At 67.4% G+C, this 22,629-nt stretch carries 20 protein-coding genes; 9 read left to right on the top strand and 11 right to left on the bottom strand.

Features of this window, described 5'->3' with window-relative positions; genetic code table 11:
* Positions 1-171 precede the first annotated feature (171 nt).
* Positions 172-1,692 (top strand): C40 family peptidase, encoded by a 1,521-nt coding sequence (locus LFT49_RS03085; RefSeq protein WP_237429714.1) that lies wholly within the window; start codon positions 172-174, stop codon positions 1,690-1,692.
* Between the two features lie 60 nt (positions 1,693-1,752).
* Here the strand turns inward: LFT49_RS03085 and LFT49_RS03080 are convergent, their stop codons facing one another.
* From LFT49_RS03080 to LFT49_RS03060, 5 genes are read right to left on the bottom strand one after another with little or no spacing between them, the layout of a single operon-like run.
* Entirely contained in the window at positions 1,753-2,613 is an 861-nt protein-coding gene (locus LFT49_RS03080; protein WP_237430461.1) for an ABC transporter permease, read from the bottom strand.
* Positions 2,614-2,626: 13 nt separating this feature from the next.
* Complete coding sequence (locus LFT49_RS03075; protein WP_237429713.1) at positions 2,627-3,604, bottom strand: ABC transporter ATP-binding protein; 978 nt, start codon at positions 3,602-3,604, stop codon at positions 2,627-2,629.
* A 44-nt stretch (positions 3,605-3,648) separates the two neighbouring features.
* Positions 3,649-4,806 (bottom strand): LolA family protein, encoded by a 1,158-nt coding sequence (locus LFT49_RS03070; RefSeq protein WP_237429712.1) that lies wholly within the window; start codon positions 4,804-4,806, stop codon positions 3,649-3,651.
* A gap of 9 nt (positions 4,807-4,815) precedes the next feature.
* Positions 4,816-7,671, bottom strand: a complete 2,856-nt coding sequence (locus tag LFT49_RS03065) for a PEP/pyruvate-binding domain-containing protein (RefSeq protein ID WP_237429711.1) — start codon at positions 7,669-7,671, stop codon at positions 4,816-4,818.
* Between the two features lie 54 nt (positions 7,672-7,725).
* Positions 7,726-8,766 carry a universal stress protein gene (locus tag LFT49_RS03060; protein ID WP_236800856.1) on the bottom strand — a complete coding sequence of 347 codons (1,041 nt, stop codon included), beginning with the start codon at positions 8,764-8,766 and terminating at the stop codon, positions 7,726-7,728.
* 473 nt (positions 8,767-9,239) lie between these two features.
* On the opposite strand from LFT49_RS03060, the gene LFT49_RS03055 reads away from it, so the two are divergent.
* Positions 9,240-9,878, top strand: coding sequence for an NAD(P)-binding protein (locus LFT49_RS03055; RefSeq protein ID WP_236821967.1), 639 nt, complete (start codon positions 9,240-9,242; stop codon positions 9,876-9,878).
* Between the two features lie 55 nt (positions 9,879-9,933).
* Here LFT49_RS03055 and LFT49_RS03050 read toward each other — a convergent pair whose 3' ends face one another.
* The gene (locus LFT49_RS03050; protein WP_237429710.1) at positions 9,934-10,569 is read right to left on the bottom strand and encodes a copper resistance CopC family protein; all 636 of its coding nucleotides are present in this window, start codon (positions 10,567-10,569) and stop codon (positions 9,934-9,936) included.
* 111 nt (positions 10,570-10,680) lie between these two features.
* On the opposite strand from LFT49_RS03050, the gene LFT49_RS03045 reads away from it, so the two are divergent.
* Positions 10,681-12,123, top strand: a complete 1,443-nt coding sequence (locus LFT49_RS03045) for an NCS2 family permease (RefSeq protein ID WP_237429709.1) — start codon at positions 10,681-10,683, stop codon at positions 12,121-12,123.
* Positions 12,124-12,201: 78 nt separating this feature from the next.
* Here the strand turns inward: LFT49_RS03045 and LFT49_RS03040 are convergent, their stop codons facing one another.
* Positions 12,202-13,506, bottom strand: a complete 1,305-nt coding sequence (locus LFT49_RS03040) for a cation:proton antiporter (RefSeq protein ID WP_236800851.1) — start codon at positions 13,504-13,506, stop codon at positions 12,202-12,204.
* A gap of 205 nt (positions 13,507-13,711) precedes the next feature.
* Here LFT49_RS03040 and hutG point away from each other — a divergent pair, with 205 nt between their 5' ends.
* Complete coding sequence (gene hutG / locus LFT49_RS03035; RefSeq protein ID WP_236800850.1) at positions 13,712-14,698, top strand: formimidoylglutamase; 987 nt, start codon at positions 13,712-13,714, stop codon at positions 14,696-14,698.
* 39 nt (positions 14,699-14,737) lie between these two features.
* Here hutG and LFT49_RS03030 read toward each other — a convergent pair whose 3' ends face one another.
* Together LFT49_RS03030 and LFT49_RS03025 are read right to left on the bottom strand one after the other, a co-directional pair.
* A complete protein-coding gene (locus tag LFT49_RS03030) occupies positions 14,738-15,403 on the bottom strand; it encodes a response regulator (protein WP_236800849.1) in 666 nt (221 codons plus the stop codon).
* Positions 15,400-16,980, bottom strand: a complete 1,581-nt coding sequence (locus LFT49_RS03025; RefSeq protein WP_236802766.1) for a sensor histidine kinase — start codon at positions 16,978-16,980, stop codon at positions 15,400-15,402. The genes LFT49_RS03030 and LFT49_RS03025 overlap by 4 nt, the downstream gene beginning before the upstream one ends.
* Before the next feature lie 318 nt (positions 16,981-17,298).
* Here LFT49_RS03025 and LFT49_RS03020 point away from each other — a divergent pair, with 318 nt between their 5' ends.
* From LFT49_RS03020 to LFT49_RS03005, 4 genes are read left to right on the top strand one after another with little or no spacing between them, the layout of a single operon-like run.
* Positions 17,299-18,309 carry a Bug family tripartite tricarboxylate transporter substrate binding protein gene (locus LFT49_RS03020; protein WP_236800848.1) on the top strand — a complete coding sequence of 337 codons (1,011 nt, stop codon included), beginning with the start codon at positions 17,299-17,301 and terminating at the stop codon, positions 18,307-18,309.
* Complete coding sequence (locus LFT49_RS03015; protein WP_236800847.1) at positions 18,306-18,809, top strand: tripartite tricarboxylate transporter TctB family protein; 504 nt, start codon at positions 18,306-18,308, stop codon at positions 18,807-18,809. The genes LFT49_RS03020 and LFT49_RS03015 overlap by 4 nt, the downstream gene beginning before the upstream one ends.
* Positions 18,809-20,416 (top strand): tripartite tricarboxylate transporter permease, encoded by a 1,608-nt coding sequence (locus tag LFT49_RS03010; protein ID WP_237429708.1) that lies wholly within the window; start codon positions 18,809-18,811, stop codon positions 20,414-20,416. The genes LFT49_RS03015 and LFT49_RS03010 overlap by 1 nt, the downstream gene beginning before the upstream one ends.
* Positions 20,413-20,805 carry a universal stress protein gene (locus LFT49_RS03005; protein ID WP_237429707.1) on the top strand — a complete coding sequence of 131 codons (393 nt, stop codon included), beginning with the start codon at positions 20,413-20,415 and terminating at the stop codon, positions 20,803-20,805. Before LFT49_RS03010 ends, LFT49_RS03005 begins: the two co-directional genes overlap by 4 nt.
* A 1-nt stretch (position 20,806) precedes the next feature.
* Here LFT49_RS03005 and LFT49_RS03000 read toward each other — a convergent pair whose 3' ends face one another.
* Positions 20,807-21,697, bottom strand: coding sequence for a fumarylacetoacetate hydrolase family protein (locus tag LFT49_RS03000; protein WP_236800843.1), 891 nt, complete (start codon positions 21,695-21,697; stop codon positions 20,807-20,809).
* Positions 21,698-21,889: 192 nt separating this feature from the next.
* On the opposite strand from LFT49_RS03000, the gene LFT49_RS02995 reads away from it, so the two are divergent.
* On the top strand, positions 21,890-22,150 hold the full coding sequence (locus LFT49_RS02995; RefSeq protein ID WP_236800842.1) for a hypothetical protein: 261 nt from the start codon (positions 21,890-21,892) through the stop codon (positions 22,148-22,150).
* 132 nt (positions 22,151-22,282) lie between these two features.
* Here the strand turns inward: LFT49_RS02995 and LFT49_RS02990 are convergent, their stop codons facing one another.
* Entirely contained in the window at positions 22,283-22,528 is a 246-nt protein-coding gene (locus tag LFT49_RS02990; RefSeq protein ID WP_236800841.1) for a hypothetical protein, read from the bottom strand.
* Positions 22,529-22,629 lie beyond the last annotated feature (101 nt).

Below are 22,629 nucleotides of genomic sequence, written 5' to 3'. Positions count from 1 at the left end.
CCGCAAATTCTGCCCCTAATGACACTGTTGTGGTTTATGTTATTGATGTGACTGCTGTTGCTAATGTGCAAAGGGTCACGTAACCTCGGACTGCTGGCGAGCAGCTGAGGGGCACGGTTGTGCCACATCCAGAACCTCACTCCCAGCCTTACCGTTGCGAGGTCTCTGCAGATGGCTTTATCCGGATCCGGCCGCAGGACGGCCGTGCTGTGCGCCGCCGTCGTCCTTTTTGCTTCCGTGGCAACACCTGCAGCCGCGGTCCCGGCGCCATCCCTTCCCTTGACCGTTCCGGCGTCGCCCGGGATTCCCTCGCCCGAGGACATTGCCGCGGCCAAGGCCAGCGAGTCCGCGACGGCGGATAAGGTCACCGACATCGAGCGCATCCTGGCCGACGCGTCCACCGCGCAGCAGGCCGCGTTCGCCGTGGCCATGCAGGCCAATAACGCCTACAGCGAGGCATTGGTGGAACTGCAGCAGCGGACCGAAGCGGCGTCGGTGGCCTCGGCCAAGGCCGGCTCCGCCCGGGAACAGCAGGACAAGACCCGCAAGCAGGTGGGCCAGCTCGCCGGTGACCTGTACCGGAACGGAGGCCTGAACCCCACCCTCGGAACGCTGGCCAGCGGCGGTGAAAGCCTGCAGCAGGCCGCCACGCTTGAGGCCCTCTCTGCCAGCCGCAGCCGGGCCTTCGAAGCTGCCGACGCCGCAGCCACTGCCTACCGTTCGCTGACCGCGGCTGCGGAGGACGCCACCAAGGCCGCCGACGATGCGGCCAAGACTGCGGAGCAGCGGAAGTCCCAGGCGGAACAGGCGAATGCCGCGCAGGCGAAGGCAGTGGCCGACGCCAAGGCCCAGCGGACCGTCCTGGTGGACCAGCTCGCACAGCTCCGCAACACCACGGTGGCGCTTGAGTCAGCGCGCGTAGATGCTTTGGACCGGCAGCGCGAGGAGGCCCGCCTCGCCGCGCTGTCCGCCGCCGCGGACAAGGCCGCAGCGGACAAAGCCGCCCAGGATCAGGCAGCCCAAAACCAAGCTGGGCAAAACCGGGGTGCCGGCCAGAACAACCGCAGCCAGGACGTGGCACCTGCGGCTCCCGCTCCGGCAGCAGCGGCCCCCGCAGCGCCTGCCGCACCGGCGCCTGTTGCCCCCGCACCGGCGCCTGCTGCGCCGGTTGCTCCGGCACCTGCCCCTGCTGCCCCCGCACCCGCGCCCGTCGCTCCCGCACCCGCGCCCGTCGCTCCGGCACCCGCACCCGCGCCCGTCGCTCCGGCACCCGCACCCGCGCCCGCTCCGGCGCCGGCGCCTGCACCTTCAACGGGTTCGGGCACGTATGAAGCAGCAATCTCCGTGGCCCTGGGAAAGGTGGGCGCTCCGTATTACTACCAGTGGGGCGGAACCGGCGTCTATGGTTTCGACTGCTCCGGATTGGTGCAGAACGCCTTCGCCGCAGCCGGCACCTACCTGCCGCGCACCGCTTCCCAGCAGTACGCGGCCGCCCCGGTCCACGTCCCGATTTCACAGGCCCGCCGCGGCGACCTGCTGGTCTGGGGCTCGGCACCGAACTTCTACCACGTGGCGATCTACCTGGGCAACGGCCAGGTGGTGCAGGCCCTCAACCCGCAGGAAGGCATCACCGTGTCCAGCATCAGCTCGATGGTGGGCATGGAGCTTTACCCGTACGCGGCCCGCTACTGATCCTCACCCACGCGGACCGTCCGCCGGGCGGCGCGGCATTGAAATCCGCCGCCGCCGTCGTCAGCTCAGAATGTCCTTGGTGACGAACCGGCCGTAGGCGAGCGCCCCGAACACTGCCACGTAGCCTGCCTGGAGCAGCGCGTTGCTGGCGAAAGAATCCCACACCACCGGCTGGCGCAGCATGTCGCCGAAGCCAAGCCAGTAGTGGCTGAAAAGCCACGGGTGCAGCCACTCCAGCTGCGGCAGCTGGTCGGCGACCTGCGACACTACCGAGACAACCACGGTGGCGGCCATTGCCCCGACGGGAACCACTGTCAGGGTGGACAGGAACAGCCCAATCGCGGAAAGGCCCGCCAGGGATATCGCCAGGTAGGCGGCGATCAGCACGATGCGCAGGGCAGCTTCGCCCGGCTGGACCACGCCCCCGGAGAGCAGCGTCACCGGGCCTACCGGGAAAAGCGCGGCTCCGATGGCCGCACCGGCTGCGCCCACGGTTAAGGGTGCCGCGACGCAGAAGGCCAGCGCGCCTGCGTACTTGACCAACAGGAGCCGCACCCGTCCCGCCGGCGCCACCAGCAGGTACCTGAGGGTTCCCAGGTTCGCTTCCCCGGCGATGGTGTCCCCGGCCACCACGCCCACCGCGAGCGGCATGAACAGCGGTACGGAGACCAGCATCGCGGTGAAGGCAACGAACAGGCCGTTTTGGGTGATCCGGTCAAGGAAGGCGGGACCCCGGCCAGGCGGAACGTTGGAGGAGACCCTCACGGCGATGGCGATGAGGACCGGGATTGCGGCCAGGGCCAGGAGCAGGGCCCAGGTGCGCCGGCGCCCGAACAGGACCTTGAGCTCGGACCCAAGCAGGGAGAATCCGGAGATTCGCGGGACTGCTGCCGGCCGGGCCGTTCCGGCGGCTTCGGGCATGTCGGCGGGCACGCTACTGGGCAACGTCGAATCCTTCCCCGGTAAGGGCAACAAAGCGGTCTTCAAGGCTTTCACGCTCGACGGCGAAGCCCCGGACCCGGACGCCGGCCTGCACCAGGTGCGCCACAACGTCCTCCGGGAGCACCCCCGGCTGTTGGGCGCCGGTTTGAAGCACCGCTACAACAGTCTCCCCGTCGGGTTGAGAACGCGGTCCAGCCTGTCCGGGTTCAGGCGCCAGCCCGAGGCGGGCCAGGACCTCCCGGGCCCTCCCGCCGTCGGGTGTCACCAGCCGGAGCGGGGTGGACCCGGCTTGCCGCAGTTCAGCGAGCGGCCCCTGCGCCACGAGCCTGCCCGCGCTCATGACGGCGGCGTGGGTGCACATCTGGTCCACCTCGGCCAGCAGGTGGCTGGAGACAAAAACAGTGGTGCCCTCATGCGCCAGCGACCGCACCAGGTTGCGGACTTCCCTGGTGCCCTGCGGATCCAGCCCGTTGGTGGGCTCGTCCAGCACCAGCAGGTCCCGCGGCGAGAGCAGGGCGTTGGCAATGCCCAGCCGCTGCTTCATTCCCAGCGAGTACGCGTGCACCCGTTTGCCTGCGGCGTGCTCCAGGCCAACGCGTTCCAGCGCCTGCTGCACGCGCGCCTTCCGGGTGGCGGGCACAGTATGCCGGCTGGCTGAATCCAGCCGGTGGAGGTTGGCGGCGCCGGAGAGGAAAGGGTAAAAGGCCGGCCCTTCAACCAGGGCCCCCACGCGCGGCAAGACCTCGTGGAGTTTGTCCGGCATCTCGCGGCCCAGCAGGCTTACCGTCCCGGCGGACGCAGCCGCCAGACCCAGCAGCATGCGGATGGTGGTGGTCTTGCCGGATCCGTTGGGCCCCAGGAAGCCGAAGACCGTCCCGTGCGGAACGGCCAGGTCCACGTGGTCGACGGCGGCCTGCTGGCCAAAGTGCTTGCTCAGGCCATGGGTTTCAATCGCCAGCGCGCCGCTCACCGCACCAGCCCCCGCCCGGCCACCACTCCCCGTCCGGCCACCACTTACTGGGCCGCTGCTGCTGACTGCAGCCGTTCCGGCGGCACCATTCCCGCGAAGATCCGTCCGTCGTCGGTGACCAGGACGTTGACGAGTGCCGTGGAGAGCAGCCGGCCGCCGGGTACGGCGACGGCAGCCTGGGACATCAGCGGATCCTTCAGGACGGATTCGGCAGCCGAGGCATTGCCATGCGCCGTGCCCACCACGGTTTCCCAACCGGTGCCGGTGACGGACACCTGTCCCTTGGCACCCTTGTGCATGGCGTCCTGGTGGGAACCGTCCGGACGCTCACGGGACTTGTCCGGAACGGGGAGTTCCTTGACGGTGCTGCCCGGCGGCGGGGTGAAGGCGAAGACGGACTGGTCGGGGACGGCCAGGGAGAGGCTGGTGAAACCAGAGCTGAAAGCGGGCTTGTCCGCTCCACGTGCGGTCACTTGGACGGACAGGGGCAAGCCGTTGCGACCGTCGACGGCGATGGCCACCTTGCCCACCAGGGTTGCGTCGCTGCGTGGTTCGATCAGCAGGTTGTATGCTGCCCGGCCGGCAACGGAAACGTCCGGCCCCACGGAAACGGCGGTGGTGGGGTCAACCTTGGACAGGAACTGCTGGGCCACCTCGGCCGGGGTATGCACCCCGCCCGCCCCTTGATGGTTTTTTGACTGTGCAGGGTCATGGGCGGGCAACGCCAGGTGCGCCGCCGTGTTGTCCTTCGACGAATAGAACCACACGTCGCTGCCGTGGCGGACCACATCCCGCTCGGCCAGTTGGTCCATCACCTGGACCCTGGCATTGTCCTTTCCATCCAGGAAGACCCGCGCACTGTGTTTGCCGGACAAAAGCTCAATCACCGAAGCTACGCTGCCCGGGGAGGCAGGCGTGGACGGCTTTCCGGCAGGCAGCTCTGGCAGCCCCAGGTCGGCCGACTGCTCCACGGTCCCCGAGAGTGCCTGGACCTGGTGGCTGGCTGCCAGTTCCAGGACCTGGGCGGGCGTCTTGGCAGGCAGGGGGTCGCTGGCCCCTGCCGGGAGGGATCCAGCGAGGGCGCCCGCGGCTATGACTGCCGGGGCCGCCACGGCAGGCAGCCACCGCAGCCACACCCGGCGGCCTGGTGCTGTTTTATTGACTTGCAAGCGTCCGCTGGAACCCAGCCTGTTGGAGCCCATAAAGAAAGACTACGCCTGTGCTGGTGGCTCCGCGCCCCTTGGCAGCCCTCCATCCCGGAGCGTTCCTGGATGTTCCGGGATGACGGTTCCCGCGCCGCCGTCGACCGTTATTCTTTGGCCTGTGCTGATGCGCGCGGTGGCGTCCGCGACTCCCACTACGGCGGGAATGCCGTACTCCCTTGCCACCACGGCGCCGTGTGAGTTCGCTCCGCCCATCTCCATCACCAGCCCTCCGGCCGTGAGGAACAGCGGTGTCCAGCCGGGGTCCGTGGAGGGCGCCACCAGGATCTCGCCCGGCTCGAGGCGGGCGCCGACCGGATCCAGAATGACCCTTGCCGGGGCAGTGACCATACCCGCCGAAGCCGGGCTGCCGGCCAGAATTCCATTCCCGGAAGCTCCGTCCCCGGAGTTTCCGACGGCGGCCCGCACCGCTTCCGGTTCGGTCCCGTCCGAGAGCAGCACCCTGGGGATGTGCCGGCGTCTGAGCTCCCTTGCGTACTCCTGGCGGCGGGCTGCGACAACCCGCCGAAGGCCTTGGCCCGGCCCTTCGGTGTCCCGGGCCTTGTCCTCCAGTGCTTGACGGGCCTCAGCGAAGTCCAGGAAGAAGACGTCCTCCCGGCACTCAAGGGTGCCCGCCTGCTCCAGCTCCCTGCCCACCAGGAGCAGCTGCCTGCGGACTTCCCCGAGGCCGGTCACCAGCAGGTACTTTGGCAGCTCCCGAAGGCCGGCAAACAACCGCGCCCTCCGCAGCGCAGCAGCCACCAGCATGCCCCTGATCCTGCCACGGGCGGCGGCCCGGGCGACCAACCGGGCCACCTGCACTTCCGCGTCCTCGGCTGCCTTGCCGAACTGGGCATCAGGTGCCAGGGCCGGGTTATCCAGCCGGAGGTAGTTGGCAAGGACTCCCAGGATGTGTGCCGGCTCCTCCAACCATCGCGGCAGTCCGACGTCGATTTCACCCACTGACCGCTGGCCGTACCTGTCCAGGAACCTTCCCAGGCCGGCGTCCAGTCGGGCCGGCAGCTCCCCGGCATGGAAAGCGGCCGCCAGGTCGGATGGATTCTCCGTCAGGAGCGCGGTGCGTGAGTCAGCATCTTCCTGGATGGCCGTTGCGAGGCGCCACAATTCCAGGTCCATTTCCGTGGTGACATTGTGCGGCAGGCCCCGGATCACCGGCTGCAGTTCGTCCCAGGCATTCCCGCCAAGCAGCTTTCCGGCAAGGCCCAACATGGCGAAGCCCAGGGCGGGAAGGGGCAGGATGGCCGGCACAATCAAGAACAGGCGTGACCCAACCAGCGATTCGGCGTGGTCGAGGCGCGCCATGGTGTCAACGCCCGTATCGGGAGCCAGTGAGGCCTCAAAGTCCCGGGTGAACTGGTCCAGCCGGTGCAGTGCCGCGCGGGGCCGGAGGAGGGCATGGACGAGAGTGGTGGGAACCTTGGCGCGGATCGCCACCGGCGCGACGTGGCGCAGCAACCCGAACGGCGTCCTCCTGGTTACCGAAAAGGCCGGGTCCTCCATCAGGCGGCGCATGACGGCGGCGGTCCGTGCTTCCATGATGTCGAAGACCCGGGGAATGATGCGCCGGCCTATGGCGCTGCGGATGGGGGTGGTGAAGTCGACGTAGATCCGTTGCCCGGCCTCGGCGTAGGGTGACGGTCCGCTCCGGGGATCAGGAACAGGAAAGCCGGCGGCCGTGGCCACGGAGGAAGCAATCAGGCGGACAGCCGCGAGCCCCATGGGGGTGAGCGGCCGGGTCAGCCCCTGGGCCAGGCTGAAGCAGAGGTACGCCCTGGTGCCGGCAACGGATTTCGCCCGCGGAGCCAGGCCCGCGGCACCGTTGCTCCTCGGAACCGGGTACAGCGTGGTGATCGGCCGGGACTGGGTGAGCCAGAGGACGCCTGCGTGGTCTATGGCCCACTCAGTGTCCTGCGGGGCGCCGAAGTGCTCCTGGGCCTGCAGGCCCAGGCTGGCAAGCGCACGCAACTGGCTGCCCGTCAGGCAGGCAGCAGCATGGCCTTCCGGCAACTCCCGGATCTGCGTCCCGCCACCAGGAAGTGGCCGCACCTCGATGCCCTTGGCGCCCAGTTCCTGTTCCACCACCCTGCCGGTCAGCGCATCGACCACGAAGTGGTCCGGATTGACCGCGCCGGAGACCACCGCCTCGCCCAGGCCTGGACTGGCGTCCAGCATTACCTGCCGGCGGCTGCCGGTGAGGGGATTCGCCGTGAACATGACACCCGCGGTCTCGGCATCCACCATCCGCTGCACCACCACCGCGAGCGCCACCCCCGCAGGGTCAATCCCCAGGCTCGCCCGGTACGCCGTTGCCCGGTCTGTCCACAGCGAGGCCCAGCAATGCCGGACGGCCTCCAGCACCGCAGGCACTCCCACCACGTTGAGGTACGTGTCCTGCTGCCCGGCAAAACTGGCGAAGGGCAGGTCCTCAGCGGTGGCCGAAGACCTGACGGCGACCGGTACGTCGGGACCGAGGGCGGCGTAAGCCTGTTCCACGGCCTGGGCAACGGTGCCCGGAATTGGAGCTGCCAGGATTGCTGCCCGTGCGGTTCCGGCCAGCCCGGCTATGTCGGGTGGGTCCTCGGCGCCGGCCCGTGCTGCCTCCCCCAAGGCTGCGTAGACCCCTGCCAGCGCGGGAAGCAGGGTGTCTGAAGCGCCGATGGCCTGCCGGTACCCAACGGTCGTCAGGCAGAACCCGTCAGGGACCGGCAATCCTGCAGACAACAGCTCACCGAGGTTGGCTGCCTTGCCGCCCACCAATGCCAGCATTCCGGCGCCGAGGCCGCGCAACTCCAGCACCAGCGCATCCGCGCCGGTGCCGGCCAACGGCGGCCCTTGCTGCGCCATCTCCCAGGTGCCGTATGCCTGAAAGCCGTGCTGCCTGGCAGTCCCGGGCCTGGCCTAGGCGACGTCGCCCAGGATTGGGCCGAACCGTCCCCGGTCCGCCATGCGCGGGTCCTCCCTGTCCGGGACCACCATGACCGGTCCCTTGGCGTGGTGAAGCACGCCGTCGGACGTCGAACCCAGGAGCATCCCGGTGAAGCCGCCGCGGCCGCGGGTGCCCACTACCACCAGCTCCACGTGGCGGCTTTCTTCAACGAGCACGTCAACCGGCGAACCGTCCTTCAGCTCGTACTCGGCCTCAAGGTGGGGGTAGTGGCTGCGAAGCCAGGCCATGCCGGCCTCCAGGGTGACCCGGATGTCGTCGAACAGGGCCTTGCGGTCCATCGGCGCCGGCACCCAGGCCAGGGAACCGCTGTACTGGGGTACGGCGCACACCACGCGCAGGGAGGCGCCAAGACGTTCGGCCTGGTCAGCTGCTTCGAGGACGGCAACGCGCGCCTGCTCGGAACCATCCACCCCGACCACCACAACGTTCTCCACTTGCCGGTGCCCGGACTTGGCCTGCTCAGCCTTGACCCGGCGGTCCTCAGTGGTCTCGCCGAGCCGGTCCGAGCAGAACAAGGGCACCGTCACTGTGGGGCATTTGGCATGGGCGGGAAGTGCACTGCTGACCGAGCCCAGGAGCCGGCCCACGAAACCGCCGCGGCCGCGGGTTCCCACCACCAGCAGTTCCGCGCTTTCGGAGATCTCCAGCAGCACTCCTGCCGCGTCACCGTTTTCCACGGAGGAAGTCACGTCCACGTCGTACGGCGCAATCTTCTCCAGCGCCTGCTTGAGGATGGCCTCGGCACCTTCACGGATGACGGAATCGTCCACCGTGGCGTAGCCGCCGTCCAATCCGGACGCGGCGAAGATCGGGACAGAGTAGGCGGTGACGATATGGAGGGGACGACGGCGGCGCTGGGCTTCCCGTGCGGCCCACACCAGGGCGCACTGGCCATGGTCCGAGCCGTCAACGCCCACCACGATGCCATGGGGAGCGTCAGACGCACCGCCACCATCCCGGGCCGGGTCCGGATGCAACTCTCGTGAGCCCATGGGGGCCGCCTCCTCGCGATACGCCTAATGTTGCGGCTATTCTGCCAGAAAACGGCCCCTCCCCCGCACATCCCGATTCCGGGCTGCACCGGCAGGAAAAGACTGTTTCCCGTTTCCCACTATTCTCCGTCCCCACAGGCTTAGCAAGCCTGTTCAGAGGCGATTGAACCCGGTTATCCACAGGCTCGGCCAGGCTGCTCAGGCGTCGTTGGCTCCAGCTATCCACAGGCTTTCCGGCGGCCGCCGGAAAGCGCCTTCACGGCCGCAGGAATGTTTTCTCCATTGGGCTATTCACAGCCGCTTTTGTTCTGTAGTCTTCAGGACATTGTTGGTCCGGGACGCCAAGCGCAACTTCCTGCCAGGACGTTTCCGGCCATACTCTGCGTCCGGACTTTGGGAGTACCGGGACGCGGGCCGGCGAGGATGCCGGCGCCTGCTGAAAGCTTCGAAGGAGGGAAACTGTAGTGTCAAGCGTGCCTGGGGATGCGGGGACCGAACAGACCACCACGGTGATCATTGGCACGGGCCTGTCCGGGCTGGCCGTGGCCGCCGAACTGAGCCGCCACGGGGTGGACTCCATCGTGGTGGACGGGCTGGACATCCTTGGCGCCAACCAACCCGCCAACACCTCCTCACTCCAGCGCTGCGATGCGGCAGACAGCGATACCCTCCGGGAACGGAACGAGATCCTCCGCCATCTCCGCAACTACGCAGCAAGCCATCGTGTCGATGTCCGGAACACCACCCGCGCCGTGCAGCTGACCATGCTGGAAGGCCCGGGACACGAATCGACCCCGCAGTGGCACGTGCACACCCCCACAGGCGTCCTGGTGGCCGACCACATTGTGCTGACCCGGTGCGCCCACAGCCAACTGCGGCGCATGCTCAATGACTTCGGCATTACGGTTGGCCGCAACGTGGCCGCGGCTATGCGGGCCATCGGCATCTACCTGGTGGGCGTGGGCGAACTGATTACGCCCTCGCCCAAGGAAGTACTGCGCCAGGCCAAGACCGTGGGCCAGGCAATCTCCGCCAAGGTCAACCAGGGCACCGCCCAACTACCAGGCGGTACCTTCCCGGCAACGGGGAGCCTTGCGGTGCTGAGCTGCTGACGCTCCGCCCCCTTCCCGCCGTCAGGCCCGGGCCTTCCGGCCCTGCTTGCGGCAGCTACTCCCCGCTTTTCCCTCCCGCGTCCCCGTCGCCGTTCAGCCGGCGCCGGGCCAGCACCCCAAGGGCCACCAGCAGCCCCACCGCGACGAGGGCAAAGATCACAATGCTCCATTGGAAGGGCTCCCCCGTCTTAGCCGGCCTGGATGGCTCTTCCGTTACTCCGGGCTGTGCCGTGCCCATGCTCGGTACCGTACCCGCCGCCGTCGAACTTTTCGCCGGGGAAGTTGAGGAGGGGGCAGCCCCAGCTGCGCCGGCGGCCACTGTGAAGGTGAAAGTGCCTTCGATGGGGTGGGAGTCCGAGCCGACCACGCGCCACGCAACGGTATACGCACCCGACGGGCCGCCCTGCCGAAGCTTCTGGGTTGCCACGTTGTCGACAATCCGGACGGAGCCGTCAGCCCATTCCGTGCCGCCCGCATCCTTGATTGAGAAGGACGATCCGATGCCCAGCGGCGTGTTGCTGAAGGTCACGGAAACCTCCTCCGGCGGCGCGGCGAGCGAAGCGCCCTGGGCGGGACTGGTGGACTCTGCAGCATCATGGGCCGAAGCCGGGCCTGCCAGCCCCAGCGCTGCGGCGGCAAAAACAAAGGATCCGAGCACGAGGCCCAGCAACTGGCGGCGGATTTGGCGCATGTTTGGGCTGCTCCTTGTGTTGGCTTCCTTACAGACTAGGCGAATTTGGCGCCCCGCCCCGGGCCGCACCATTAGGATGCAGGTATTCCCACACACTCCCCCGGAGGACTAATGCTTAAGCAAGGCTCTGCCCTGGACCGGTATTTCAGGGTCACCGAGCGCGGTTCAAACCTTTCCCGCGAGGTCCGCGGCGGGTTCGCCACGTTCTTCGCAATGAGCTACATCGTGGTTCTGAACCCCCTGATCCTGTCCGGGCCGGACTCCAACGGCACAACGCTCGGCTTCACCGCGGTTGCCGCCGTGACGGCTCTCGTGGCCGGCGTCCTGACCATCCTCATGGGGGCATGGGGGCGGCACCCCTTCGCGCTGGCCACCGGCCTGGGCGTCAACGCTTTCGTCGCGGTCACCGTGGCCACCAACCCCGGCCTGACGTGGCCGGACATGATGGGCCTGGTGGTCCTCTCCGGCCTCACCATGCTGATCCTGGTCCTCACCGGTTTCCGGACCGCGGTCTTCAAAGCCGTACCGGAGGGACTCAAGACCGCCATCGTCGTGGGCATCGGGCTTTTCATCGCCTTGATTGGCCTGGTTAACGCCGGCTTCGTGCGGCGCATCCCGGACGTTGCAGGCACCACCGTTCCGGTCGGCCTGGGCTTCGAAGGCAAGCTTCTGGGCTGGCCCACCGCCGTGTTCGTGTTCGGCCTGATCCTGACCATCGCCCTGGTGGTGCGCAAGATCAAGGGCGCCATCCTGATCGGCATCATCACCTCCACGGTGCTGGCCGTCATCCTTGAGACCACCCTGCACATCGGGCCCAGCTTCGACGGCAAGAACTTCAACCCGCAGGGCTGGTCCCTGGTGGCGCCCGCATTCTCCGGCTGGGCCGCACCTGATCTCTCCCTGATCGGCAAGGCGAACCCCTTCGGTGCCTTCGGCCACCTTGGTTTCGTGGCCGCCACGCTGCTGGCCTTCGTCATCCTCCTCAGCATTTTCTTCGACGCCATGGGCACCATGGTGGGCCTGGCCAACGAAGCCGGCACGGTGGACGAGCATGGCAACATCCCCGACGTCGACCGTGTGCTCCAGGTGGACGCACTCGGCGCCATCATCGGCGGCGGCGCCTCAGTATCTTCCAACCAGATCTATGTTGAAGCCGGCGCCGGCATTGGAGAGGGTGCCCGGACGGGCATCGCTTCGATCGTGACCGGCCTGCTGTTCCTCGTGGCCATGTTCTTCACCCCGCTGATCAACCTGGTGCCGTTCGAGGCAGTGGCTCCGGCCCTGGTGGTAGTGGGCTTCATGATGGTGTCCCAGGTGGGCAAGATCGACTGGCAGGACTGGGGCATCGCCATCCCGGCGTTCCTGACCTTCGCCCTGATGCCGTTCACCTACTCGATCGCCAACGGCCTGGGCGCCGGCTTCATCAGCTACGTCATCATCCGCACCGTCCAGGGCCGCGCCAAGGACATCCACCCCCTCATGTGGGCCGTGGCGGCAGCCTTCCTGCTGTTCTTCTCCATCGGAACCATCGAGGCCGCACTGGGCATGAAGTAACCCTTGCCTGCAGAAGGGGCTGGTGCGGCGGATGCCGTACCAGCCCCTTTGTGTATGACCGGGTTTCTGCAGGCGCGCCTACACCGGGGTGTTCGGGGCCAGCCCCTCGTCCCCGGATACTGCCAGGGCTTTGCGCTGCCGCAGCCGGTCGAGCCGGTTCATCAGCGGTGATGTGGTGGCACCGTGGATCACGATGGACAGTGCAATGACCAACCCAATGAAGGACCAGAGCCAGCGTGCCTGGTCCGTGAAGTGGCCCTCCGCCAGCGCAAACGCAACGTAGTACACGGAACCGATTCCGCGGATGCCGAAGAAAGACAGTGCCACGCGTTCCCGCGGGCCGGTCTTGCCGCCCAGCAGGCCCAGCCAGCCTGCCAGCGGCCGAACCACCAGCAGGAAAGCCAAGGCCACCAGCACTTCCGCAGGGCCGACGCCGGCAAGCAGCCCGCGGGCAATGGCTCCGCCGAGCAGGACCAGGATCACCACTGTCAGAAGCCGTTCCAGCTGCTCAACGTAGGAGTGCAGCACGCGGTGGTAGCCGTGGGTACGTTCTGCAGCGCGGATGGTCACGGCGCAGACAAACACTGCGATGAACCCGTAACCCTCCACCATGTCCGTCAGCCCGTAAGCCAGGAACGTCGCCGCCAGTGCCACGAACCCTTCCGAGTGGTTTGACAGCCGCAGGCTTTCGGCGCGGGCCGAAAAGAACAGCTTGGCCAGCAGCTTGCCGGTGAGGAAGCCGCCGAGAAGCCCGATGGCCAGCCGCCACAGCACGTCCAATCCAAACCATTCACCGAACCAGGCGGACGGGCTGGCCCCGGCGACGCTGATGGCAATGGCCAGGTATACGAACGGGAACGCCAGGCCGTCGTTGAGCCCGGCTTCCGAAGTAAGGCCGAACCGGACCTCATCCTCCTTGTCCGCGTGCTCGTCCTGGTCTGCGGGCTCGCCCACCTGTACCTCCGAAGCGAGCACGGGGTCGGTGGGCGCGAGGCTGGCGGCCACCAACAGCGCCGCGCCCAGCCCCAGGCCCAGGAACCACATACCCAGCAGGGTGAGTCCCACGATGCACAGCGGCATGGCGATGCCCAGGAGCCGCCAGGTGGTGGCCCAGCGCTTGCGTCCCACCGGGCGGTCCAGGGCAAGCCCGGCACCCATCAGCGAGATGATCACGCAAACTTCGGCAAGGTGCATCACGAAGTCGCTGTGTTCCACCGGGTTCGGGTCCGGCAGCGAGGGGATCAGGGCGAAGGCACCCATTCCTGCGCCAAGGAAGACCATCGGCATGGACAGCGGCATATTGCGCAGCAGCTTGGGCAGTACCGCGGCGATGAAAACGGCCAGGCCGGCCGCAGCAAAAAGGATGTCGGGGGGTTCAAACATGGGCTCTCCAGCCTGGAATTGTTGGGGTTGACGGCCGGCAGGAATTGCATGCTGCCGCGGACCCGCTGGGTCTCACCCTATTCCCTGTACCCATCGCGGGCGCGGTTTCCCGCCAATGACTGGCCACCGACAGGGTTCTTGGATCCCGGACAGGACGACGGCGGTATTGCTGGTTTTCGCCGCCGGCATGCGATGAGCTTGGAGAATGTCGTTCCAGCTCTCCGCACTAGATGTCCCGCCCCAGCCTTGGACAGGAAGGTACGACGGCGACGGTCCCGGCCACCGCCGCTGGTGGCAGGCTGTGAATTCCGGCAGTGCGTCGTGGCAGGGAGCGGCCGGGGCTCCGGACAAGGGGTTGCCTCAGCCTGCCAGCCGGAAGCCTGCCGCCTTGCTGGGTTTCGCCAGCGATGAGGGCGTACGGCGCAACAAGGGCCGTACCGGGGCCTCCGCGGCCCCGGCTGCCCTGCGGAAAGCCCTTGGCCCGCTGGCCTTCCACCTGGACCGCGCGGTGGCTGACGTTGGTGACGTGGTGGTGTCCGGGGAAGGCCTGGAAGCCGGCCAGGAACGGCTTGGCCGGGCGGTGGCGGCCCTGCTCGACGCCGGGCACCAGACTGTCGTGCTGGGCGGTGGCCACGAAACTGCCTACGCCAGCTACCTCGGCGTCGCCGCATCGTCCGCCGTCCAAGGTGGGCAGCGCCTCGGCGTCCTGAACCTTGACGCACACTTCGACCTCCGGGACGAGCCCATTCCCAGTTCAGGGACCCCGTTCCTCCAGATGGCCCGCGCGGAAGCGGACGCCGGCCGCGGATTCCGTTACGCCGTCGTTGGTATCTCGGAACCGAACAATACGCAGGTCCTGTTCGACACCGCCGACAAGCTGGGCGTCCGGTACCTGCTGGACGAGGAGTGCGACGCGGACCGGGTGCGGGACTTTGTCGACGGCTTCCTGGCAGACATTGACGTCCTGTACCTGACCATTGACCTGGACGTGCTGCCTGCCGCCGTCGCGCCCGGGGTGAGCGCACCTGCGGCCTACGGCGTGCCGCTGCCGGTCATATCGGCGGCGTGCCGGCAGGTGGCGCAAAGCGGGAAGCTGCTGCACCTGGACGTAGCGGAACTCAATCCTGCGTTCGACATCGACGGCCGCACCGCCCGCACCGCGGCGCGGTTGGTGGACACCCTCCTGCGCTGACGGCCTGTCGGGCTTGGCAGCCTCTTCCCGTTGGCCCGGTCAGGCCTTGAGCACGTACCGGCGCTCCGGACGGCCCACGCCGTACTTGAGCCGCACGTCCAGCGTTCCTTCGTCATGCAGGTACTCCAGGTAGCGGCGCGCGCTGACCCGGGAGGTTCCAAGTTCCTCGGCCACTTCCGCCGCAGACACGTCGCCGGTGGCAGCGTTCAGCGCGGCCTCCACCAGCCTGAGCGTCTCGATGCTGCAGCCCTTGGGGAGTGGACGTTCGGCGCGGTCCAGGCCGAACACCCGGTTGACGTCAGACTGTTCCGCCACGTCCTTGGACGCATCCAGGCTTTGGTAGGCGTTGCGGTAGTGCTCCAGCCGTTCCTGCAGGTCCGACTGCGAAAACGGCTTGATCAGGTAGTGGACAATGCCGCCGCGCAGGGCCTTCCGCACGGTTTCCACCTCCCGGGCGGCGCTGATCACCAGCACGTCCAGCTCGGGAGCCACGTCGCGCAGGCGCTGCATCAGGTCCAGGCCATTGATGTCCGGGAGGTGGATGTCCAGCAGCACCAGGTCGGGCTGGAGCCGTCCGGTTTCCGCGATGGCCTGGGCGCCGGTATGCGCCGCGCCCACCACGGTGAAGCCCGGCGTGCGCTGGATAAAGCCGGCATGCACCTTGGCCACCATGAAGTCGTCGTCGACGATCAGGACCTTGATCATGGCTGGTTGGTTCCTCGTTTCAGCACAGCGGTAAAGACAGCCCCATTATCGTTGGCCACGGTCAGGTTCCCGCCAGTCCGGCGGCAGACCACCCGGGACAGCGCCAGGCCAAAGCCGCGGCTGCCGGCGGGGCCCGGTTCCTTGGTGGTGAAGCCCTGGCGGAAAATACGGTCGGTGGAGCCACCCGGAACGCCGGGACCGTTGTCCCGCACCGTCACCACCACGTCTTCACCGGCCCTGCCGTCCACCAACACCCTCACGGCTGCGTGCGGGAGGCCCGTGACGGCGTCGAACGCGTTGTCCACGAGGTTCCCCACCACTGTGGTGAGGTCCCGGGACAGCGCGTCATCGACCCTGTCCAGCACTGAGTCCGGGTCCAACTGCAGGGCTGCGCCGCGTTCGGCGGCAAGGCTGGACTTGGCGATGAGCAGGGCCGCGAGTGCCGGGTCCTTGATCCGGCCGGTCACCTCATCGTTGAGTCGGGTCCGGTCCACGGTGGCACCGTTGACGAACTGGACCACGGAATCGTACTCACCGATCTGGATCAGGCCTGAGATCACGTGCAGTTGGTTGGCGAACTCGTGGGCTTGGGCGCGGAGGGTGTCCGTGGCGGTGCGGGTGGTTCCCAGTTCCTGTTCCAGCTCGGAAAGTTCCGTGCGGTCGCGCAAAGTGGTGACGGAGCCGATCACGCGGCCCCGGGATTCGAACGGCAGCCGGTTCATCACCACCAGCCGGTCCCCCACCAGCAGCAGCTGGTCCGGGCCGGGCTGCTCGCGGGTGAGGACTTCCTTCAGGGCAGGTTCGACGGCGAGTCCCGCCACGCGCTTGCCCACACAGTCGGGCGGGAGGCCCAGCAGGGCACGGGCGCTGTGGTTGGCCACCGTGATCCGGTCGTGCAGGTCCAGCGCAACCACGCCTTCCTTGAGGCCGTGCAGCATGGCCTCGCGGTTTTCCACCAGGCTGGTGATTTCGCTCGGCTCCATGCCCAGGGTCTGCCGTTTCACCCGGCGCGACAGCAGCAGGGACCCGGCCACGCCCAGGACACTCGCCACGCCCAGGTATGTCAGGAGGTTGGGGACGGCCTCGCCCAGCCGCTCAAGCATGGTGGGATAGCTGCGGCTGATGGAGGCGATCCCGATCATGTGCCCGGTGTCATCCAGGACCGGGACGTGCGCGGACAGCAGCGGGGCCGGCGTCCCGCCCACCACTCCGGTCCAGGCCCTGCCTTCCATCACCCTGCTGGCACCGAGCTCCAGCGGCTCGCCCAGCAGGCTGGGATCCGAGGACGCCACCACGGTCCGGTCGATTCGCGCCAGGGCCACCCTTGAGGAGCCCGACACGATGCGCACCGATTCCGCCACTGCCGGCAGCACGGCGCCGCCGCGCGGTTCCGTCTCGGGGAGGAGTTCACGCACCACCGGGTTTCCGCCCAGGGCTTCTGCAGCGGACAGGGCCCGCCTGCCTTCTGTGCGCTCGAAGGCGGCAGCGGACTGAGCCAGCGAAATGGCCACCACGCCCACCAGGACCGCGAGGACGATGAGCAACTGCAGCAGCAGGTATTGCCCCGCGAGGGACATTCCTCGTCGTCGAGTCACAATGGTCTTCCTGGTGGTGCGGCAGGGCGGGTTCTCCGGCACGGCGGGCTGGCGGGCGAAGTGCGCGCAGCAGCATGGGCGCAGGGCCGGGTGGTACCGGGAACTATATCCCAAAGCCGCGCTCCCGAAGCTCGGTCGGGGCGCCGTGGGGTTTTGGAAACGTGAACGCAATGAACACAACTTTCTCTGCGTACACAAGAGTGATCGGCGTCACGGCCGCCCCTAGCATCGGAACCGCAAGGCGTCGGAAACACAAGTCAACTGATGCTGATCAGATTTGTTTTGAGAGAAGAGGAACACATGCGCCAGATCCGCGCATTGCGAATTGCCGCCGTTGCTGCCGGCATCGCCCTGATGGCCACCGGCTGCGGTGCCACCGGCAAGAGCTCCACCGGTTCGGAAAGCACCGGCGCCGCCGCCGGACCCATCACCGGCCTGCAGATCATGGTCCCCAACTCCCCGGGCGGCGGCTACGACACCACGGCCCGCGCCGCCGCCAAGGTCCTGGACGACGCGAAGATCTCCACCAACACCGAGGTCTTCAACCTGGCCGGTGCCGGCGGCACGGTGGGCCTGGCCCGGATCGTCAATGAGAAGGGCAACGGCGACCTGGCCATGCTCATGGGCCTGGGCGTCGTGGGTGCCAGCTACACCAACAAGTCCGAGTCCAAGCTGACCTCAACCACCCCGCTGGCCCGCCTCATCGAGGAACCGGGAGCCATCATGGTCGGCAAGGATTCGCCCTACAAGACCATTGACGACCTGGTGAAGGCCTGGAAGGCCGATCCCGGTTCCATCGCCGTGGGCGGCGGTTCCTCCCCCGGCGGCCCGGACCACCTGCTGCCCATGCAGCTGGCCGGTGCCGTGGGCATCGATGCCACCAAGGTCAACTATGTGGCCTACGACGGCGGCGGCGACCTCCTGCCCGCGATCCTGGGCAACAAGCTGGGCTTCGCCGCCTCCGGCGCCGGCGAGTACCTGAAGCAGATCGAGTCCGGCGAAGTCCGCGTCCTGGCCACCAGCGGCGAGAAGCGGCTGGACGGAGTGGACGCACCCACGCTGAAGGAATCCAACATCGACCTGGTGTTCACCAACTGGCGCGGCGTCGTGGCCCCTCCGGGCATCAGCGACAAGGACAAGGAAGCACTGATCGCCGCCCTGGAGAAGATGCACGGCACCGACGGCTGGAAGGAAGCGCTGAAGACCCACAGCTGGACCGACGCCTTCATCACCGGTGACCAGTTCAAGACCTTCCTCACCGAGCAGGACAAGCGGGTGGCGGACGTCCTCACCAAGCTTGGGTTGGCGTGACCTCCCTGACCACAGGTCTCAAAGGCCGCTCCGAGCTGGGAGTCGCACTCCTGCTCGGGGCGGCCGGCGTCCTGGTCTTCCTGGACGCCAACGGCCTGGCAACCCCGTATTCGAAGTCTGACCCGGTAGGACCCAAGACCGTCCCGTTCATCGTGGCAGGCATGCTGGTGGTCTGCGCGGTCCTGCTGGCCATCAACGTCCTGCGCGGCGGCAAAGGCGAGGCCGAGGGCGGCGAAGACGTGGACCTGGACCACCCCGCCGACTGGAAGACCATCCTGCCGCTGGCAGGGGCCTTTGTTGCGAACATCCTGCTCATCGACTGGGCCGGATGGGTAATTTCCGGGACCGTCCTGTTCTGGGGCAGCGTCCTGGCCCTGGGCAGCCGCCGCTACATCCGGGACGGACTGATCTCCGTGGCACTGTCCCTGCTGACCTTCTACGGCTTCTACCTCGGCCTGGGCATTGCGCTGCCGGCCGGCCTCCTGGAAGGAATCCTCTAATGGACGTCTGGTCCTCCCTGATGGACGGCTTTGCCACCGCCCTGACCCCCATGAATTTCCTGTACGCCGTCATCGGCGTCATCCTGGGCACCGCCGTCGGTGTCCTCCCCGGCCTCGGCCCGGCCATGACCGTCGCCCTGCTGCTTCCGGTCACCTACGCCCTGGAACCCACCAGCGCGTTCATCATGTTCGCCGGCATCTACTACGGCGGCATGTACGGCGGCTCCACCACCTCCATCCTGCTCAACACCCCTGGTGAATCGTCCTCCGTGGTTACCGCCATTGAAGGCAACAAGATGGCCAAAGCAGGGCGGGCGGCACAGGCGCTTGCGACGGCGGCCATCGGCTCGTTCGTTGCCGGCACCATCGGCACCGCGCTGCTGGCCGTCTGCGCACCAATTGTGGTGAAGTTCGCCGTCAGCCTGGGCGCCCCCAGCTACTTCGCCATCATGGTCCTGGCCCTGCTGGCCGTCACCGCCGTGCTCGGTTCGTCGCGGCTGCGCGGCTTCGCCTCCCTGGGCCTTGGCCTGGCCATCGGCCTGGTGGGTATGGACTCGGTCACCGGACAGCGCCGCCTGACGTTCGGCCAGCCGCTCCTGGCGGACGGCCTGGACATCGTGGTGGTGGCCGTGGCCATCTTCGCCGTGGGCGAGGCCCTCTGGGTGGCGGCGCACCTGCGCCGGACCCCGATGCACATTATTCCGGTGGGCCAGCCGTGGATGGGCAAGAAGGACTGGCAGCGGTCATGGAAACCGTGGCTGCGCGGCACGGTCTTCGGGTTCCCTTTCGGCGCGCTGCCCGCCGGCGGCGCCGAGATTCCCACCTTCTTGTCCTACGTCACCGAAAAGCGCCTGACCAAGCACCCGGAGGAATTCGGGAAGGGCGCCATCGAGGGCGTGGCCGGTCCGGAAGCTGCCAACAACGCGGCAGCAGCCGGTACGCTGACCCCCATGCTGGCACTGGGCCTGCCTACCAACGCAACGGCCGCCGTCATGCTTGCAGCTTTCACCAGCTACGGCATCCAGCCCGGCCCGCAGCTGTTCGAAAGCGAAGGGCCCCTGGTGTGGGCGCTGATCGCCAGCCTGTTCATCGGCAACCTGCTGCTGCTCCTGATCAACCTGCCGCTTGCCCCGCTCTGGGCCAAGTTGCTGCAGCTCCCGCGGCCGTACCTGTATGCAGGCATCCTGTTCTTCGCCACGCTGGGCGCCTACTCGGTGAACCTGCAGGCGTTCGACCTGGTGCTCCTGCTGGTGCTGGGCGCGCTCGGGTTCATGATGCGGCGCTTCGGGCTGCCCGTGCTGCCGCTGATCCTCGGCGTGATCCTGGGCCCGCGGATCGAAGGCCAGCTCCGCAAGACCCTTCAGCTGAGCGCGGGCGATCCGGCAGGGCTCTTCAGTGAGCCGATCGCCGTCGTCATCTACGTCATCATCGCCCTCATCCTGCTGTGGCCCTTTGCGTACAAGCTGATCCGGCGCAGCCGGGCCGCAGCTCCTCCTGCGGGCGGGGCAACAACTGCTGCCGGGGCATCAGTCCTTGCCACGGACGCCAATGATGCGGTCCACTCGAACCACGATGCCGTGTATTCCGACCATAAGGAGCGACCATGACCGTTGTTGTGGGATACGTCCCCACCCCTGAAGGCGAAGCTGCCTTGACCCAGGCCATCACCGAAGCCCGAAAGAACAACACCACCCTGGTGCTGATCAACTCCTCGAAGGGCGAGGCAGCGGTGGACAGCCGTTTCGCGCCCGAAGGCGGGATCCAGGACATTGAGCAGCGGTTGGCCAGCCAGGGCATCCAGTACCTGGTCAAGCGGCCCGTTCGGGGCCACGACGCCGCGGCCGAGGTGCTGGACGCCGCCGAAGAACACAAAGCCGAACTGATCGTGATTGGCCTGCGCCGCCGCACCCCCGTGGGCAAGCTGATCATGGGCAGCACGTCCCAGCGCATCCTGCTGGAGGCGGACTGCCCGGTCCTGGCCGTCAAGGCCGGGTGAGTCAGGCCAGTTGGGCTTTAGTGGCCGCCGGCGTCCGGAACAACTCCTGGCGCTGGCGGCCCAGGCCCTCCACCTCTACTTCCACCACGTCGCCCGGCTGGAGGTAGGGGAAACGGCCGCTGAGGGCCACGCCCTGCGGAGTTCCGGTGAGGATCACGTCGCCCGGTTCCAACCGCATGTACTGGCTGCAGTGGTGAACCAGTGTGGCGGCGTCAAAGATGAGTTCAGCCGAGGTGGAATCCTGCCGCGGGTCGCCATTCACCCAGCTGCGCAGCCGCAGGTTTCCGCCGTCGATCTCATCTGCCGGAACCAGCCACGGCCCCAGGGGCGTTGACCCGGGAAGCGACTTGCCCTTGGTCCACTGCCCGGCGGCCCCGGGCAACTGGTACTCACGCTCGGAGTAATCGTTGGCCGTGACGTAACCGGCAATGCAGCCTGCCGCTTCGTCAGTGGAGTGGAGGTAGCTGGCTTCCCTCCCGATAACGATGCCCAGTTCCACTTCCCAGTCGTACTGGGTGGAGCGCGGGGGCATCGGGGCGGGGTCGCAGGGGCCGGTGACGGTATTGCTTGGCTTGAGGAACACGACGGGTATGGTGGGCGGCTCTGCCCCGGATTCCGCGGCGTGGGCGGCGTAGTTCATTCCGATTCCCACCACGGAGCCCGGCCGGGCCACCGGTGAACCGATGCGGAGCACAGCGGCGTCTTTGATCTCCGGCAGCTCCCCCGACTCCAGCGCCTTCCGGGCCTTGTCCAGGCCGCCGGAACCAAGGAATGCTGCGTCCACATCCCGCGTTACGGGCAGCAAGCTGAAGTACCGGTCGGTTCCGTCCGGAGAGGAAACCAGCACGGCGGGCTGCTCACTGCCGATATCGCCCAAGCGCATGATCTTCATACCGAATTCTCCTCAAGGTCTTGGTGGGACTTCCGGGCCGTGGAGGGCCATCTCCATGGTCCTTGATCGCCCTCCGGCACCGCGAATGAACGGTTTATGACCGGCAGCCAAAGGACGGACATCTGACATATATCCGGAGCAGCCGGTAGAATGTTGGAGCCATCTTGGCACGAAACACAGAAAGTTCAGTACATGACTACAGCCACTTTGGAGCGCACCCCCGCCGCTGCCGAGACCACCGAAGGGCCTGCTCCGCGGTCCATCAGCCTGGAGTTCTCCAGCGCCAGGGAGGTCCACGCCGGACTCGAAGAAGCCGTCGCCCAGCTGATCGAGGTTGCAGCAAAGGACGCCGCCTGCGGCATCCTTGTTACCAGGCTGCACCCTGGAAGCTACACGGTAGCCCTGGATGAAACGGTACCCTTCGGCGAAACCTACGAGTCCTTCGCCGCCTGATCCAGGCCTGATCACTTACGCGCCGGCGACCGCCGGCGCCTCCATCCCCGCCGCCTCCATCAAGGGGCGGCGGGAGCAAAAAATCCCCGCACGCCGTCTGGGCAGTGCGGGGATTTTTCGCTGCTGGCGGGACTACCCGCGGCGAACCTGGACGCCGTCGGACTTCAGGAAAAGCTCCTTCTCCGCCGGACCTGACGGGCCGGCGGGAACCAGCCAAAGGACGTTGCCGCTCTGCGATACCTCTTCCACTTCCCCGGCTGCCACCACATGCGCATGCTTGATGATCTCGACGCGGTCCCCGGCCTGGAGTGACTTCCAGTTGGACACAACAGCGGAATGGGCATTGCGCCTCGACAGGACTGCCCCACGTGCTTTCATTTGAACTTCTACCCCTTTGTATCGTTCTGCTGCCACAGCTTCTTTGATGTGACTTTCACTACACCTTCAGTTCTACTACACTCCCGGCGCCGCGGCAGGCC

Source organism: Arthrobacter sp. FW306-06-A, assembly GCF_021870055.1.
Lineage (GTDB): Bacteria > Actinomycetota > Actinomycetes > Actinomycetales > Micrococcaceae > Arthrobacter.
This window is presented reverse-complemented; position numbering and strand designations above follow the sequence as displayed.